11 protein-coding genes and 1 tRNA gene are annotated in these 14,926 nt (G+C 60.0%); 9 read left to right on the top strand and 3 right to left on the bottom strand.

Going from position 1 to position 14,926, the window contains the following annotated elements; genetic code table 11:
* Nucleotides 1-182 precede the first annotated feature (182 nt).
* From mutS to ROI90_RS04300, 3 genes are all read left to right on the top strand, one after another.
* Complete coding sequence (mutS, locus tag ROI90_RS04310) at nt 183-2,900, top strand: DNA mismatch repair protein MutS (protein ID WP_315997498.1); 2,718 nt, start codon at nt 183-185, stop codon at nt 2,898-2,900.
* Nucleotides 2,901-3,178: 278 nt separating this feature from the next.
* Nucleotides 3,179-3,254: transfer RNA gene (locus ROI90_RS04305), tRNA-Gly, on the top strand.
* Between the two features lie 343 nt (nt 3,255-3,597).
* Nucleotides 3,598-4,908 (top strand): site-specific integrase, encoded by a 1,311-nt coding sequence (locus ROI90_RS04300; RefSeq protein WP_315997099.1) that lies wholly within the window; start codon nt 3,598-3,600, stop codon nt 4,906-4,908.
* Between the two features lie 90 nt (nt 4,909-4,998).
* Here the strand turns inward: ROI90_RS04300 and ROI90_RS04295 are convergent, their stop codons facing one another.
* Together ROI90_RS04295 and ROI90_RS04290 are read right to left on the bottom strand one after the other, a co-directional pair.
* The gene (locus ROI90_RS04295) at nt 4,999-6,207 is read right to left on the bottom strand and encodes a hypothetical protein (RefSeq protein WP_315997098.1); all 1,209 of its coding nucleotides are present in this window, start codon (nt 6,205-6,207) and stop codon (nt 4,999-5,001) included.
* An 18-nt stretch (nt 6,208-6,225) separates the two neighbouring features.
* The gene (locus ROI90_RS04290; RefSeq protein ID WP_315997097.1) at nt 6,226-6,798 is read right to left on the bottom strand and encodes a hypothetical protein; all 573 of its coding nucleotides are present in this window, start codon (nt 6,796-6,798) and stop codon (nt 6,226-6,228) included.
* Nucleotides 6,799-7,276: 478 nt separating this feature from the next.
* Here ROI90_RS04290 and ROI90_RS04285 point away from each other — a divergent pair, with 478 nt between their 5' ends.
* Nucleotides 7,277-8,017: a hypothetical protein gene (locus ROI90_RS04285; protein WP_315997096.1), complete on the top strand. Its 741-nt coding sequence runs from the start codon at nt 7,277-7,279 to the stop codon at nt 8,015-8,017.
* A 127-nt stretch (nt 8,018-8,144) separates the two neighbouring features.
* The gene (locus tag ROI90_RS04280) at nt 8,145-8,594 is read left to right on the top strand and encodes a hypothetical protein (protein ID WP_315997095.1); all 450 of its coding nucleotides are present in this window, start codon (nt 8,145-8,147) and stop codon (nt 8,592-8,594) included.
* Between the two features lie 85 nt (nt 8,595-8,679).
* On the opposite strand, the gene ROI90_RS04275 is transcribed toward ROI90_RS04280, so the two are convergent.
* Nucleotides 8,680-9,684 (bottom strand): helix-turn-helix transcriptional regulator, encoded by a 1,005-nt coding sequence (locus tag ROI90_RS04275; protein ID WP_315997094.1) that lies wholly within the window; start codon nt 9,682-9,684, stop codon nt 8,680-8,682.
* A gap of 330 nt (nt 9,685-10,014) precedes the next feature.
* Between ROI90_RS04275 and ROI90_RS04270 the strand changes: the two genes are divergently transcribed.
* The 4 genes from ROI90_RS04270 (at nt 10,015) to ROI90_RS04255 (ending at nt 14,915) form a co-directional block, all read left to right on the top strand.
* Nucleotides 10,015-10,428, top strand: coding sequence for an exodeoxyribonuclease X C-terminal domain-containing protein (locus ROI90_RS04270; protein ID WP_315997093.1), 414 nt, complete (start codon nt 10,015-10,017; stop codon nt 10,426-10,428).
* 345 nt (nt 10,429-10,773) lie between these two features.
* Nucleotides 10,774-12,015 carry a reverse transcriptase domain-containing protein gene (locus ROI90_RS04265; protein WP_315997092.1) on the top strand — a complete coding sequence of 414 codons (1,242 nt, stop codon included), beginning with the start codon at nt 10,774-10,776 and terminating at the stop codon, nt 12,013-12,015.
* Nucleotides 12,012-12,746, top strand: coding sequence for a hypothetical protein (locus ROI90_RS04260; RefSeq protein WP_315997091.1), 735 nt, complete (start codon nt 12,012-12,014; stop codon nt 12,744-12,746). Before ROI90_RS04265 ends, ROI90_RS04260 begins: the two co-directional genes overlap by 4 nt.
* Before the next feature lie 48 nt (nt 12,747-12,794).
* A complete protein-coding gene (locus tag ROI90_RS04255) occupies nt 12,795-14,915 on the top strand; it encodes an ATP-dependent DNA helicase (protein WP_315997090.1) in 2,121 nt (706 codons plus the stop codon).
* The last annotated feature ends 11 nt before the right edge of the window (nt 14,916-14,926 follow it).

Below are 14,926 nucleotides of genomic sequence, written 5' to 3'. Positions count from 1 at the left end.
CGCCTGCGCGGCGTTGCTGACGGCAGAACCTTCAGCCCCCAGGCCCGCCACGTTGGCTGCCGGACCGGCTGCTTCTTCCTGAATCCCCGCTTTCCGTGAGAACCAAATCCGCCGACTCTACTAAAAAGCCTATCCGCACGCACGGCTCCCTGGGGCCCGCGCCCGTAGTCGATACGCCCTTGATGCAGCAATACTACCAACTGAAACAGACGTACCCCGGCGCGGTGCTGCTGTTCCGGGTAGGTGACTTCTACGAAACCTTCGGCGAGGATGCCGTAACGGCCTCCCGCATCCTAGATATTACCCTGACCAAGCGCGGGGCCGGTACCGCTTCCGAGACGCCCCTGGCCGGTTTTCCCCATCATGCCCTCGATACTTACCTGCCCAAGTTGGTGCGGGCGGGGCAGCGCGTGGCTATCTGCGACCAGCTGGAAGATCCCAAGCAGGCCAAGGGCTTGGTGAAGCGGGGCGTAACGGAGCTGGTGACGCCCGGTGTGAGCCTGCACGACAACGTGCTGGAGCGCAAGAGCAACAACTACCTCTGCGCCGTGCACCTGGGCAAGCAGGAGGCTGGTATTTCGTTTCTGGATATCAGTACCGGCGAGTTTCTAGTGGCTCAGGGTACCCTGGAGTACCTGGGCAAGCTGCTGCAGAACTTCCAGCCCGCTGAGGTGCTGTTTTGCAAAAAAAGCCGGCGCGACTTCGAGGAAAACTTCGGCCCCGATTACTGCCATTTTGCGCTGGAAGAATGGGTGTTCGGCTTCGATTACGGCTACGACCTGCTCACCCGCCACTTCAACACCACGTCCCTCAAAGGCTTCGGCATTGATGGGTTGCGCGAGGGCATTACCGCCGCCGGCTGCATCCTGCACTACCTGGCCGAAACCAAGCACACCGATGTGGGCCACATCGGTAGCATCGGCCGCCTGGAGGAGGACAAGTACGTGTGGCTCGACCGGTTTACCGTGCGCAACCTGGAGCTGGTGCAGCCTCAGCACCCCGGCGGCGTGCCCCTCATTGACATCCTTGATCAGACAGTGACACCCATGGGTGCCCGCCTGCTGCGCAAGTGGGTGGTGTTGCCCCTGAAGGAGCCCGCCCAAATCCAGCGCCGCCTTGATACGGTAGAAGCGCTACTGCAAACCCCCGAGCTGCTAGAAAACCTGCTCCAGCACCTGCGCCAGATTGGGGACCTAGAGCGGCTGATTTCTAAGGTGGCCGTGCGCCGCATCAATCCCCGTGAGTTGCTACAGCTGGCCCGGGCCCTGGAGGCCATTGGCCCCATTCGGGAGCAGCTGGCCGCCTCCGGCATCCGGGCCCTGCAGAAGTTGGCTGACCAACTCAATCCCTGCGCCGCCCTACGCGACGAAATCCAGACCAAAATTCGCCCCGATGCGCCCATCCTCACCAACCAGGGCGGGGTACTGAATGACGGCGTGGATCAGGAGCTGGATGAGTTGCGCCAAATGGCCTTTTCAGGGAAGGATTACCTGTTTCAGCTCCAGCAGCGGGCCATTCAGGAAACCGGTATTTCGTCGCTAAAAGTAGCCTATAATAAGGTGTTCGGCTACTACCTCGAAGTCACCAATGCCCACAAGGATAAGGTACCTACTACTTGGATTCGGAAGCAGACGCTGGTAAATGCGGAGCGCTACATCACCGAGGAGCTGAAGGTGTACGAGGAGAAAATCCTGCACGCCGAGGAGCGCCTGTTCGTCATTGAGCAGAAAATCTACACTGACCTGGTGCTGTTTGCCGCCGAGTACGTGGCCCAGATTCAGCAAAACGCCCGCGCTATTGGCGTAGCCGACTGCCTAGCCTCGTTTGCCGCCACCGCCCGCCAGCACCGTTACGTGAAGCCCGTGGTCGATGACTCAACCAACCTCGACATCAAAGCCGGCCGTCACCCCGTGATTGAGCGCCAGCTGCCCCCCGGCGAGCAGTACATTCCCAACGACATCTGTCTGAATCAGGACGAGCAGCAGATTGTGGTGATTACCGGCCCCAACATGGCCGGCAAATCGGCCCTGCTGCGCCAGACGGCCCTGATTGTGCTGCTGGCCCAAATCGGCTCCTTCGTGCCCGCCGATGCCGCGCACGTGGGCGTCATCGATAAGATTTTCACCCGTGTGGGGGCTTCCGATAACCTCAGCAAGGGGGAGAGTACCTTCATGGTGGAGATGACCGAAACGGCCTCCATCCTGAATAATCTCTCCGACCGGAGCCTGGTGCTGATGGACGAAATCGGGCGCGGCACCAGCACCTACGATGGTATCAGCATTGCCTGGGCCATTGTGGAGCACCTGCACAACTCGCCTAAAGCCCGCGCCAAAACCCTGTTCGCCACTCACTACCACGAGCTTAACCAGCTGGCCGACGACTGTCCCCGCGTGCGCAATTACAACGTGGCGGTGAAGGAAGCCGACGGCCGCATCCTATTCCTGCGCAAGCTGCGGGCCGGTGGTTCCGAGCACAGTTTCGGCATCCATGTGGCCCGCATGGCCGGTATGCCCACCTCGGTGGTGCTGCGCGCCAACGAAATCATGCACCACCTGGAGCAGGAGCGCACCTCCGCCGGCGTCGATACCGAGCAGCCCACTGAATTTGATGAGGTGATGGCTGGCCTTGATGAGCTAGGCTCTGGCGGGAAAGTAGTGCCCTTGAATGGTCAAGTACCTGCAACGCGCGCTGAAGCTGCTGCCAAAGGCCCCAAAGCGCAACCCACTGCTGCCGTACACAATGCCCCACGGCCTAGTGTGCAGCTTAGCATGTTCGAGCCCGCCGACCCGGCCTTGGAGAAAATCCGCGAGCTGCTGGAGCGCCTCGACGTGAATACGCTCACGCCCATCGAGGCCCTGCTGAAGCTGAACGAGCTGAAGCTGGCTGTCGGCGGGAAGTGAATTTCTCAACAGCCTACTTGATTTTTTGCCCGGCGTGGTGCCCGTCTATTCACCGCCTGGGAAGGAATAGGCCGGTGCCATGCCGGGCGAAATGCATCTAAGATCAGCCTGTAGATTACAAACAGCTGATTTTTGTTAAATTTTTTCTCCCTGAAAATCAGCTGACAATGGGTTGTTACGTCACTTTTAGCTGCTTTTTTTAGCGTGTGCTCTTGACTTCAAGGATTCCTGTACTACCTTTGTCACATCAAAACGCCACTACGGCGCCAAGATCAAAAGCGAGAGTAGCTCAGTTGGTAGAGCGCGACCTTGCCAAGGTCGAGGTCGCGAGTTCGAACCTCGTCTCCCGCTCCAATAAAAGACCCTGCCGAATACGCAGGGTCTTTTGCTTTATGGTAAGTCAGTTTCCGGATGCCAGGGCCAGAAAAGGCTATGGGCTAAGATCGGGGTTTGCCGAATTTGCCGTTACTTTGTTGCGGTAGCCAATACCAGTATTGCCAGAGTGGTGTAATGGTAGCCACGAGGGACTTAACCGTCTCTGGTACAGTAATCAACAACCGGAAGACCCGGAAAATGCCTTCTCACGTAGCAGAAGGGGTTTTCCGGGTTTTTTGCGTTCAGGCCGATTGGTACTCTGCAACGCGAAATATGGACTGTGCAACGGGAGTCACGCCCCCTCTTACGCCCCCTATTCCGGATGAACACGCAATTCATTCTTCGCAAAGACAAGAAGGACAGCGCCGGCCGCTGTCCGGTACACTTCATTGCCTATTTCAACAGCCTGCGCCTTAAATATGCCACGGGCGAGAAGTGCAAGCCCACGGAGTGGAACGCGAACAAGCAGCAGTTTCGCTCGGCTTACCCGCTGGCGGAAGAAGCCAACAATTATCTGGCCCGTCTGACCTCTGATACCTTGGCCTGGTGGCGTAAGCTGCGGGCCTCGGGGGAGACGCCTACCATAGAAGGTTTGAAGGCGGCCCTGCGGCCGGCAGTAACTCCTGCTGAGAAGGAAGCCAAGCCCCAATCCATAGCGGTGGTTTTCGCCGAGCACTGGGCCTCGCTGCAGGCGCGGGGCTACGCGTACCACACGCTGCGGCAGCGCCGGATGCTGGGCTCCTGGCTGAGTGCCTACGAGCAGGACTGCGGGGAGGTGCTCAGCCCGTCGACGTATGACCTGGCCACGCACGACCGGGTGCTGGGCTACCTGCGCTTCCAACGGAACCTGGCGCAGAACACGGTGGCCTCGTTTGTGCGCGGGCTGAAGGTGTTTCTGCGCTGGTGCCGGGAGGAGCGCGGCGTGGTAGTACCGGTGGAGCTGCGCAAGCTGCAGGGGCGGCACGCGGACGTGCTGAAGATGTGGCTGACGGCCGACAACCTCACGGCCCTGGCGGCAGCGGAGCTGCCGGACTACCTGACGCGGGTACGGGACGTGCTCTTGTTCTGCTGCTACACGGGGCTGCGCTACTCAGACGTGCTCACGCTGCAGCGCGGCAACCTGTACGAGTGGGACGGCGGCGTTATCCTGCGGCTGGTGCAGACCAAAACCCGCACGGGCGTGAGCATCTACCTGACGGAGGCGGCGCGGGCCATTCTGGACAAGTACGCCGACGCGGAGCGGGTGCGGCTGCTGCCGGTGCTGACCAACCAGGTGATGAACCGCTACCTGAAGCGCGTCGGGAAGGCCGCCGGGCTGGTGGACGACGTGGTGGTGACGACGGTGGTGGGAGGCGCAGTGCTGAAGAAGTCGGTGCCGCGGTATGAGCTGCTGACCAGCCACACGGCCCGGCACACGTTCGCCACCCAGAGTCTGCTGCGGGGTATGCCGGTGGAGGTGCTACAGAAGGTGATGGGGCACGCCAAGATTCAGACCACACTGGTGTATGCCAAGGTGGTGGAGGAATTACAGCACCAGACGATGCGGCGGATCTGGGAAGGCCAGAGCGGGGCACCTGCCGGGGCGGCGGCCAAGGCCACGCAGATTTGTGCGGCCGAGCCGCTGGCGGCCTGACCAGGCGCTGTGAGCCACCGCTACCAACGGCCCGCCGGACTGGGGGGCGTTTTTGCGGTGAGTGCGCTGCCCGCGCACTAGGCTGGGCTTTCAGTCGGTGGTGAGGTGCGCGGCCGCGTTGAACTGGATGGCCTGAGCCAGCCAGCTGTCGGCAGCCTGGGCCCACTCATCACCCGGCGCAAGCAGGCTGAGGCAGCGTAGGGCGGCCTCCGTGAGCTGCACGGCGTTCAGAATCTGGTAATACGTGTAGTAGTCGCCCTGGTAGCGGGCGCCGCATAGGGCCAATCCGGTGGCAGCAGCTCCCAGTCCGAACACAATGGGCCCGGAGTCATAGTCAGGCTGCAGCGTGGACTGCGGCAGGTACTCACGGAAGCCGGCCGCCATGCCGAAGTTGCGCTTCATCGTCTGTTTGTGCTGCTCCCACAGCTGGCGGGAGTAGGCGGGGGCGTAGGTGCGGACGTACTTGGCCATCCAGGCATTGGCGCATCCGCGGGGTTCCACTTGGTCGCAGAGCTCGGAGAGCGGCAGGCCGGACGGGTGGGTGGCAGTTCGCAGCAAATGGCGCACCCATTCCTCGCTCAATAGAGTGGCCGCTCTGGGCGGGGTAGCTGTGTTGTGCAGGTAGATGCTGTGCAGCGTCACGGCATTGTCGGCCACCCACAGCATGCCGCCGTTGTCCCCGTAGGAAGGAGCGTTGTGGCCGAGCGCCGCGCTCAGCCGCCGGATCAGGTAGCGGGTAAGCTGGTCGTGGAGCTGCTGATACCGGAGCCGGGGCTGGGCCGTGGGCGAAGCGGTGCCCAGGCGGGCGTAGCAGCCCAGCACCACGTTGAGGTGGCTCAGGTACAGGTTATGCTCCCGCGTAGCCCAGGCGGTAGTGTCGAATACGTTTTCGAAGGGGCAGTGACCGGGGCCCGTGAGCACGAGCAGCAGGTTTTCGGTGAGCTGCCGGCTTTCCTGGCGGCTAGCCGGGAAGCGGGCCGCGTAGTCGGCCAGGCCTTCCGCCGTGAGGGAAGCGGCAATGATGGCCTGCTCTCCGCTCAGCTGCGTTATCCGGTCCCATTCAGCGGGGCGGCGCAATGCCTTTTGGACCTGCGCATAGTGACGCCGGGCCCGGTAGCCGCCGAGGTCATCGACGAGGTTCGCGACCTGCCACAAGCCATACCCGGCGGCGGGAATGATGAGCAGGGCTTTGAGGATAGGTTTTCGAACGAAAAACCAGGCGGCCAGGAGTACGGCCAAGGCCGGAGCCACCAAGTAGAAGGCCGCCGCAACGGGGCCGGTAGTCAGTGAGAGGAGCACAGGAGGGACGGAGTGGGGCTAGTCGTTCTCGGCCTCGTCGCTCGCCGGCTCGCTGCTTTCGGTCTCGCTGCTTCCTACCTGGCCGTACAGGCCGGCTACATCCTGGGCAACGTCGTATTTGGGTTCGTGGTCGTAGGAATAGTCCTCCTCGTTTACAGCTGAAAGGTTCTCCGAGCTGTTCATCATGTAGTCTCTGATGGAGAAGCGGATCTTGTAGACGTTGCTGGCCATAAGCTGCTCCATTTCCGCTGCCGTAAACGCGTACAGAGCCATGCTATTCCCATCGAGGCGGTCTTTGACGCCTTTGTCGGTGCAGGTGATGATTGATCCGTCCGCGAGATAAACAAGCACGGTACCTGCAATCCGCTCATGGGAGAAAGGCGTGCTGGTGGTGAGCAGCAGCAGTCCGCCGGCGTCCGTCCGGGCAATGCTGACCTTGAGAGTGCCACCGCCCATCGGGCAGCTGCCACACGCAAAATCGTAAGAGGGAGTTGATTCGAATTTGCTGGTGCCGCGGTAGATATAGTTCTGGCCGAATGACAGGTGGCCGTAGAGGCCGATAAGGAATGTGATAAGTAGTTTTTTATACATCAATACACTCGATTAAGGTGATTAGCCGCCCAAGATACTGGATGGCGCAGGGGATTCACAAAACAAGATGAGCGGCGCGACCGGTACCTGGCAGAAGAAACCCGCCACTTCCGCCACACCCCGAATGCGGGCATGGCCCTGCTTCCAGGGGGCGTGAAGGCCCCGGATATCATACCTCAGCCATACTGCAGCCATACTTGAGCCATGCTGAAGCCAGGACGGAGGCCATGCAGAAGGGTGAAGCGGCCAGTTTATGCTGAACCAGGGAGAGGTCGTTTTCTACTTGGTTCATAAAAAGAATATATTTCGCATATTTGTGAAGTAATAACTTCTTTATGTGTTCTTGAGAAGTTAAGCGGGGCCAAGGACGTGGCCCCTGACACAGAAATCGAGCGGCATTACTGGGGTGGCTGCCCCTGGTAGGGGCCGGTAGTGAAAGCAGCCAGCAACTCATTTCTCACCTTTTACCCCTACCACTATGGCACGTCAGACCGGCGTAATTCAGATCAGTGGCACCGTGGGCGGCGTTGTTTTCGCCAAGGACGGCACGGTGCGTCAGAAACAGGGCTCCAACAAGAGCCAATTCAACTCGTCCGCCTCAATGCAGCGCGTGCGGGAAAACGCCAGCGAGTTCAGCACGGCGGCCAAGGCCGGCAAGCTGGTGCGCGACGCCCTGCGCCGCGCGGTCGTGCTGGCCTCCGACCGCCTGATGGTGTCGCGCCTGGCCCAGAAGATGAAGGAAATCCTGAACCTGGACGAGGACAGCGACCGGGGCGGCCGGCAGATTCTGCCGGAGAACCTGCCGACGCTGGTGGGCTTCGACTTCAACGCGGGCTCGGCCTTCTCGGGCACCTACTACGGCAGCGTGCAGACCACGCTGGACCGGGCCACCGGCAACCACACGGTGAACCTGGGTGAGCTGAACCCCTCGCGCGACGTGGCCGCCCCGCAGGGCGCCACCCACTACCGCATCACGGCGGCCGTGGGGGCCATCAACTTCGAGACGGGCACGGTGGCCAGCGCCGAGGCCAGCACCGTGGAGCTGCCGCTGGACAACGCCCTGCGCCCGGCCGAAGCCCTGCAGCTGGTGCGCGCCGCCGCGGCCGATGAGTCGCTGATTGTGGCGGTGGGCGTGGACTTCTTCCAGCAGCTGAACGGCAAGTTCTACCCGCTGAACAGCAACGCCTACAACGCCCTGAGCGTGGTGGCGGTGGGCTAAGGCAGTAGTGGGTATTGAGTAGTGAGTGTCGTTCGACGAGGCTACTACCGGTACCCACTATTCACGGCTTCCCCACCCATTACTACCGGTACTCACTACTCAGTACTCACATCTCACTACTACTTCAATGGCTTCTCTCACCCCTTACCAACGACAATTCCGCACCCGCATGAAACGGGCTATCCGGCTGCGGGCCTCGGCTGATACGAAGGCCCGGCGCTACGCTCAGAAGCTGGCCGATGCGCTGGGCGTGGGCCAGGACGCGGCGGCGCAGATGAACGCGCTGAATCAGCTCTACAACGTGGACGTCAGCACGCAGACCATTCTGGTGCATGATCTGCAGCAGCTCATCACCCCGGCCCAACTGACGACGGCACTGGCCGGCAGCACCCCGGGCGAGGAGCTGATCATCTTCAATCAGGTGCCGGACGGCAACGGTGGGCAGCCGCTGCCCGATAATCCGCTGTTCGGGGAGGCGGCTCCGGGTACCCCGATTGTTATCGTGGTGCCCAGTCCGCCGCAGGTGATTGACAACGTGCCCCCGCCGACCCTCGCGCGGGAGCAGGTAGATGGGTAGCTGATTCGGCTACCCTAAGTGGCAAAGAAACGGCCAGCCTCATAGCGAGGCTGGCCGTTTCTGTTTCCCTTTACATAGTTGAAACTTAGTAGCGGGTCAGGGCGGAGCGCAGGCGGTCGTGGAGGCGGGTGCGCAGGGCGGCGGGGGCCAGGACTTCCACATCTTCCCCGAAGGCCAACAGCTGGGTTTCCAACTCCCGGTTAAGCCGAAGGCGCAGGCGCAGCTCCAGTATTTCGCCGTCATGGAGGGTAATCTGCTGGCTGGGATGCAGGGGCTTGGTGCGCGCGTATTGGCCACGGTCGTGGTAGAAGCGCAGGTGTACCTCCTGCACCGGTTCCCCGTCTGGAAATGTTACGCCGATGATTTCGGCGAAGCGGGCGGCCAGGTCGGTGGCGGGCGGCTGGAAGGCCGGAGCGGCCGCAGGTTCCACGACCAGAATCCGGTCAAGGGCGAAATTACTGATGCCGGTCCGGCCGGAGGCCAGCCCAATCAGAAACCAGCGGTGGTTGTATTGCTTCAGCAGGTAGGGATGCACTGTTTCCTGCCAGCTGCGGGCGGCGTCGAAGGATTGGTAAGTAAGCTGTAACACCTGGCGGTGGTGGATGGCCCGGTGCAGAGCCTGCAGGTGCTGCGTGCCGGTATAGGCGGGCACCTGCTCGAACTCGATAGCCGGGGTGGTTGCGGGGCGTTCCTGGCGCAGGTTTTTCTTCACGCGGCGCACCAGCTTGTCGAGTGGTCCATTCAGGCCCAGGCCCTGAAACTGCTGCAGCACCAGCAGCACCTGCTGCAGTACCTCGGTTTCTTCGGCGGTGACCGGGCTCAGGAAGTATTTGAAGTTCGGGTCTTCGTAATAGTAGCCGTCGGCGTCGCAGACGATGGGGGCGGGTTCTTCGCCGCCGATGCCGTTGCGCATGTTGCGGATGTCTTCGGCCAGGGTGCGCGGGCTGACGCTCTGGGCAGTTCTGGACTCTTCGCGCAGGGCAGCACTGAGCTCTTCAATCAGATCCTCTTTGGACCAAGGGCCGTGGTGCCGGCGTTGGAAGCATCGGTCGAGCGTGCGGTAGCGGATGAGCTGATTACTGATAGACATAAAAAAATGGAAAGATTTTTTTCCGATGCAGCAATCCTGCATTGGCGGGGCGGAAGTTTGTCGCAACGATACACAAAACCCCGTGCCAATGCCGCAAAATCAGCCCGTCGCCGCCGCCCATAGCCTGCCCTCTGTTCGCAGCATCACCTGCCCGCGCTGCCAGGGGCGGGGCCAACTGCCGGAGTTCCGGCACGTGGAAGCCGGCGTATGCTTCCGGTGCCGCGGGGCACGGGTTATTCTGACCCAAGGATAATTTTTTTCGGCAATGCAGCAATCCTGCAGTGGGCCGGCCGTGCTTTGTTTCACTCTTCCACCAACTGGCTGACGACTATGCGCTTCTATACTCTCGATACCGTGTTCACCTTCGGCCGCCACCAGGGCCAGACTGTAGCGGAAGTGCTGGCTGAAAACCCCGGCTACCTCAATTTCTGCCTGCAGGTGCTCGACCATTTTGCCCTGCAGCGGGCCGACGTGGAAGCCTGGCAGCAGCAGTTCCCGAAGCTGCGTGAGCAGATGACCGGTGCCGCCTGGCAGAAGCTGGACGAGAAGGAACGCCAGCTGCAGGCTGAGCTGGCGCGGGAGCAGGAAGCGGAGGACGACTACGATTCCTACGACTCGGGCGACTACTACAGTAGGGATGACGCTGACCGGGACACGTTCGACGCGCTGACCGATGGGCAGTACGGCGACTACGACGACTTCAACGGCGACTTCGACTCGCTGCGCGACGCCATGGGATACTAGGATTTCCCACCACTAATAGCGTCTTTGCGCCACAAGGTTCGCTATGCATTATCAGGCTTGCCCAGTTGGGGCAGCCGTCACGCTCTTTGAAAGTACCTGCAATCGGGTTTTTTACCTCGTACGGCGCTGGGCCGTGCACGTCACCCGCTGCCTCGGCAGTGGGCCCAATGGCAGTCATAACCGGCTCATCAATTGATTTTATTGATTAATTGATTGAGTTGATTATTGATTTGACTATTGATTGTCTGCTCTGGATTGAGTTTTTGTCTGATCATTTTGTATCAGGCCTAGAAGAACACCTGCAGGTATTTTCATTGGGCTTTATTCTGTTTGCTTTCTATTTCCATGGCCGAAACGCCTGACCAACTCCCCCTTCCGCCCAACGAGAACGAGCCCGCCGCCGGTACCCCAGCTGATCAGTTGGGCGAGCCGCTGGCTGGCTTTCTTGTTAAGAACGGCTGGCTGCAACTGGTGAAGCCCGGCTACCAGCCGGCGCTGCCGGCGGCGACGGAGCTGACGGAACTGGCAGAGCATTTCCGAGCAGTAACGGATGCCACTTCGTTGGCGCGGGTGCTGAACGCGGCGCTAGAGCTGCACCAGAAGCAGCACCCTAAAGGCAGTACCAAGACGGTGGCACCAGGGCTGCTGCTATACTACGCCCACCACAAAAAGGAACGGTACCGCACATTTCAGGTGCCTAAGCGCACCCGCGGGCAGTTCCGCGACATCAAGGCCCCCGAGCAAGGCCTGCTGCGCATTCAGCGGCTGCTGCTGCTGTGCCTCACGGCCACGTTTACGACCTGCGACGAGGCCGCCCACGGTTTCGTGCCCGGCCGGAGCGTGCTGACCAACGCCCAGCCTCACGCCGGTCGCCGCTTTGTGCTGAACCTGGACCTGAAGGACTTTTTCCCGAGCACACGGGTAGGCCGGGTGCTGAAGGTGCTGCAGTTGGCACCCTTCAACCTGCCCAAGGAGGCGGCACACCTGATTGCCAACCTGTGCTGCGACCAGGGCAGCCTGCCGCAGGGCACCCCCACCTCACCCCTGCTCACGAACGTGGTGTGCGTGTGGCTGGACCGCAAACTGCGCGCCCTGGCTAAGCAACACCGCTGCCTCTACACCCGTTACGCCGACGACATTACCTTCTCAAGCCAGCGGCCGGCTTTCACGCCCAGCTTCCACGCTGAACTGAACTCTATTCTGGCGGACGAGGGCTACGAGCAGAACCCAGCCAAACAGCGCCTGCAGACGCCTGAAGTCCGCCAGGAAGTAACTGGCGTGGTGGTGAACGAGCGGCCGAACGTGCCGCGTGAGTTCATGCAGGATATTCGTTTTCTGCTGCACATGTGGCAGAAACATGGATATGCGGCGGCTTCGGAAGTAATGCGCAAGAAGTATGGCGGCGGTAAGGCGCACGCTCGATACAAAGGAAATATTCCTAAGCTGGAGAAGGTGCTGGCAGGGAAAATTGCTTATTTGGGGATGGTAAGAGGAAAAGATGATGTCGCGTATAAGCAAGCACTATTCGCATTGAAAGAGCAAATAATTCGCACCAAATTCTCAGCACTACTCGGTAAACTAAAATGAGTAAGCTAGATATTTTCAAGCAAGCACTTCTGGAAATCACACAAGTTGCTTCTTCAAACCCAGAATTAGCTGAAGATCTTACAGATCAACTATTAAATGCAATGGACGAGCATTTCATTGCGGAAAGCAGATTTTCTGTAATCGAAGAGGCTTTTACTAGTATAAATAACCGTTTATGTGTACTCTCTGCACAGCACCAGAAGCAAGCTAAAGATTTTTATAGAACTACACTTCCTCAAGTTGAGAATGATTTTTTGTGCGAATGTTACGCAAAGTATCGTCAAGCATTATCAAATGGCGAGTATCCACTTGCTTGTAAAAGCCTGTTCCAACAAATAGAAACAATGACTAATTTTTTAATACAAAAAAAGAATGTTATTGATGATTTAAAAAGAAGAAATAAACTTTCTTTCTATTTTATAGAACAGAAAAACGGGTATTACACAGTGGCTTTACTTAACAAAATAAGAATGGTATCAGATTACTATCAGAATGAGTTCAATAGGCTAGTTACACCATATAGAAATTTAAGAGACTCAATAGACAAGTCGCTTTTTGACAAATGCAGAGAGTTGAGAAATGGGGACAGTCATGGTCTTTCATTTGATGAAAGCGAGCTGATAAACAGAGACTTAAGCGACTTTGCAACAAATCACGAGTCATACTTGAAAATCCCATTAAGAGTAATAGAATATTTGCGTGACATAATTACCTCAACTTACCCTGTATAATTATTCGTTCATAATCAACTGCGAAGTAAAAATTAGATACTGCTGCGAATGATTACACTCACCTCTGCCCAACAAGCCGCCATCACATCGTTCCGCCAGTTCCTGCGCAACCCCAATGAGCCGGTATTCTTGTTACGGGGCTACGCGGGTACGGGCAAGACGTTCCTGCTGAAGACCCTGCTAGAGGAGCTGCAGCAGCCGGCGGTGCTGTTGGCGCCAACGGGTCGGGCGGCGGGAGTATTGCGGCAGCAGACCCAGCGGGAGGCCAACACCATTCACCGGGGTATTTATGACTTCTCGCACCTGAAGCCCCTGCAGACGGGCAAGGACGACGCGGACAAGTCGTTTAAGTTCTACTTCGGGCTGGCCAACAATGATTACCCTGTTGGGTCGGTGTTCGTGGTGGATGAGGCCTCGATGGTGGGCGACGCGTTCAGCGAGTCGGAGTTTTTCCGGTTGGGGAGCGGGCACCTGCTGGCGGATCTGCTGCGCTACGTGCGGCCCACGGCCCAGAATGGCTATAAGCTGCTGTTGGTGGGCGACCGGGCCCAGCTGCCGCCCGTGGGCGACCGGGACTCTTTGGCATTGGATGCGGCCGAGCTGAGCCAGCGGCTGGGTGGAGAAGCCGGCGTGCCGGTGCGCGAGGTGGAACTGACCGACGTGGTGCGCCAGCAGACAGACAGCGGTATCTTGGCCAACGCCACCACCGTGCGCGACGCGCTGCGGCGGGGCTACTTTGCCGGGCTACGTCTGCGTCGCTCGGCCGACTTGCAGGACGTGGCGCCGGGGCAGCTGCTGCCGGCTTACCTGGCGGCGGGCGGTGGGCCGGATGCGGCGGACCGGGCTATTATCATTACCTACTCCAACAACCTGGCCCGGAAATACAACGAACTGGTGCGGGGGCACTTCTTCCCCGAACAGATTGACATCGTCGAAAGTGACCGGCTGATCATCACGCAGAACAACTACCTCCATGAGGGGGAGCCAATCTACAATGGGGATTTCGCCACGGTGCTGTCGGCCGGCATGCCCTACACCCGGCAGGTGCGCATCCACGTGAACAAGACGCCGGTGTACGTGCCGCTGACCTGGCGGCCGGTGCAGTTGCGCTTCACTCGGCCCAACGGCAGCACCTATGAGGTGGACCGGCTGCTGCTGGATAACTTCCTGACTAGCCCCGAGCGGGCACTGGGGGCCAACGAGATAAAGGCACTCTACATCGACGCCGTGCGGCGCTGCCGGGAGCAGCACGGGTTTGACGAACGGCACCCGGAGTTCAGCAACTTCCTGAAGCTGGACGGGCACTTTCACGCGCTGCGGGCCAAATACGGCTACGCCATTACCTGCCATAAAGCCCAGGGCGGCACCTGGCAAACGGCCTTCATTGACTTTGCGGGCTTCAGTGGGCGCCGCCACGCGCACTACTTCCGCTGGGTGTATACGGCCCTGACGCGGGCCAGCCGGCAGGTATATCTGCTCAACGACCAGGATTTCACCCCCTGGGAGGATATGCGGCTGTTTGACCCCAAAGCCAAGCCGCCCCTGCCCACGTCTGTGCCGCTGTTCGCGGAAGTGGTGCGGGAGCAGACGGCACAGTTTGATGAGCTGGCCGAGCTGGAAACCCGGCTGGGCATCCGCAGCCTGCCGCCGACGCAGCTGCAGCAGGTGCGTCGCGTGGCCAGCCAGCTCACCGACGCGGGTGCGGAGGTGGAGCAGGTGGCCCAGGTGCAGTACGGCCTGCGCTACCAGCTGCGGCGCGGGGAGCAGCGCGGGCAGGTGACGGTGTACTATAAAGACTCGGTGCCCTTCAGCTCGGTGCAGCCCACTGGGCCGGCCAGTGAGCTGACGCAGGAAGCTGTGCAACAGCTGCGCGCCCCGCTACCGGCGGCGGCGGCCGCCGTACCGGTGCAGTTTGATGCCGCAGCCTCGCCGACTCTGGCGGCCTACCACGAGCTGTTGGCCGAAGCCGCTGCCGCTGCCGGTATCAGCATTCTATGCGTGCGCCACAAGCCCTACGCTGCCCACTACCAGCTGCAGCACGAAGACGGCCGGGCCAACCTCATCTTCGACCACGACAAGAAGGGGCGCATCACCGGGGTGCGAGTGGATCAGCACGACTCGGCGGAGTTGCTGGCGAAGGTGCACGAATTGCTGCAGGAGTTGAATTAATCAGTACCCTA

The organism is Hymenobacter endophyticus (assembly GCF_032464715.1).
In the GTDB taxonomy this organism is placed as follows: domain Bacteria; phylum Bacteroidota; class Bacteroidia; order Cytophagales; family Hymenobacteraceae; genus Hymenobacter; species Hymenobacter endophyticus.
Note: the sequence above shows the minus strand (reverse complement) of the source record. Positions and strands in the feature narration are given on the sequence as shown.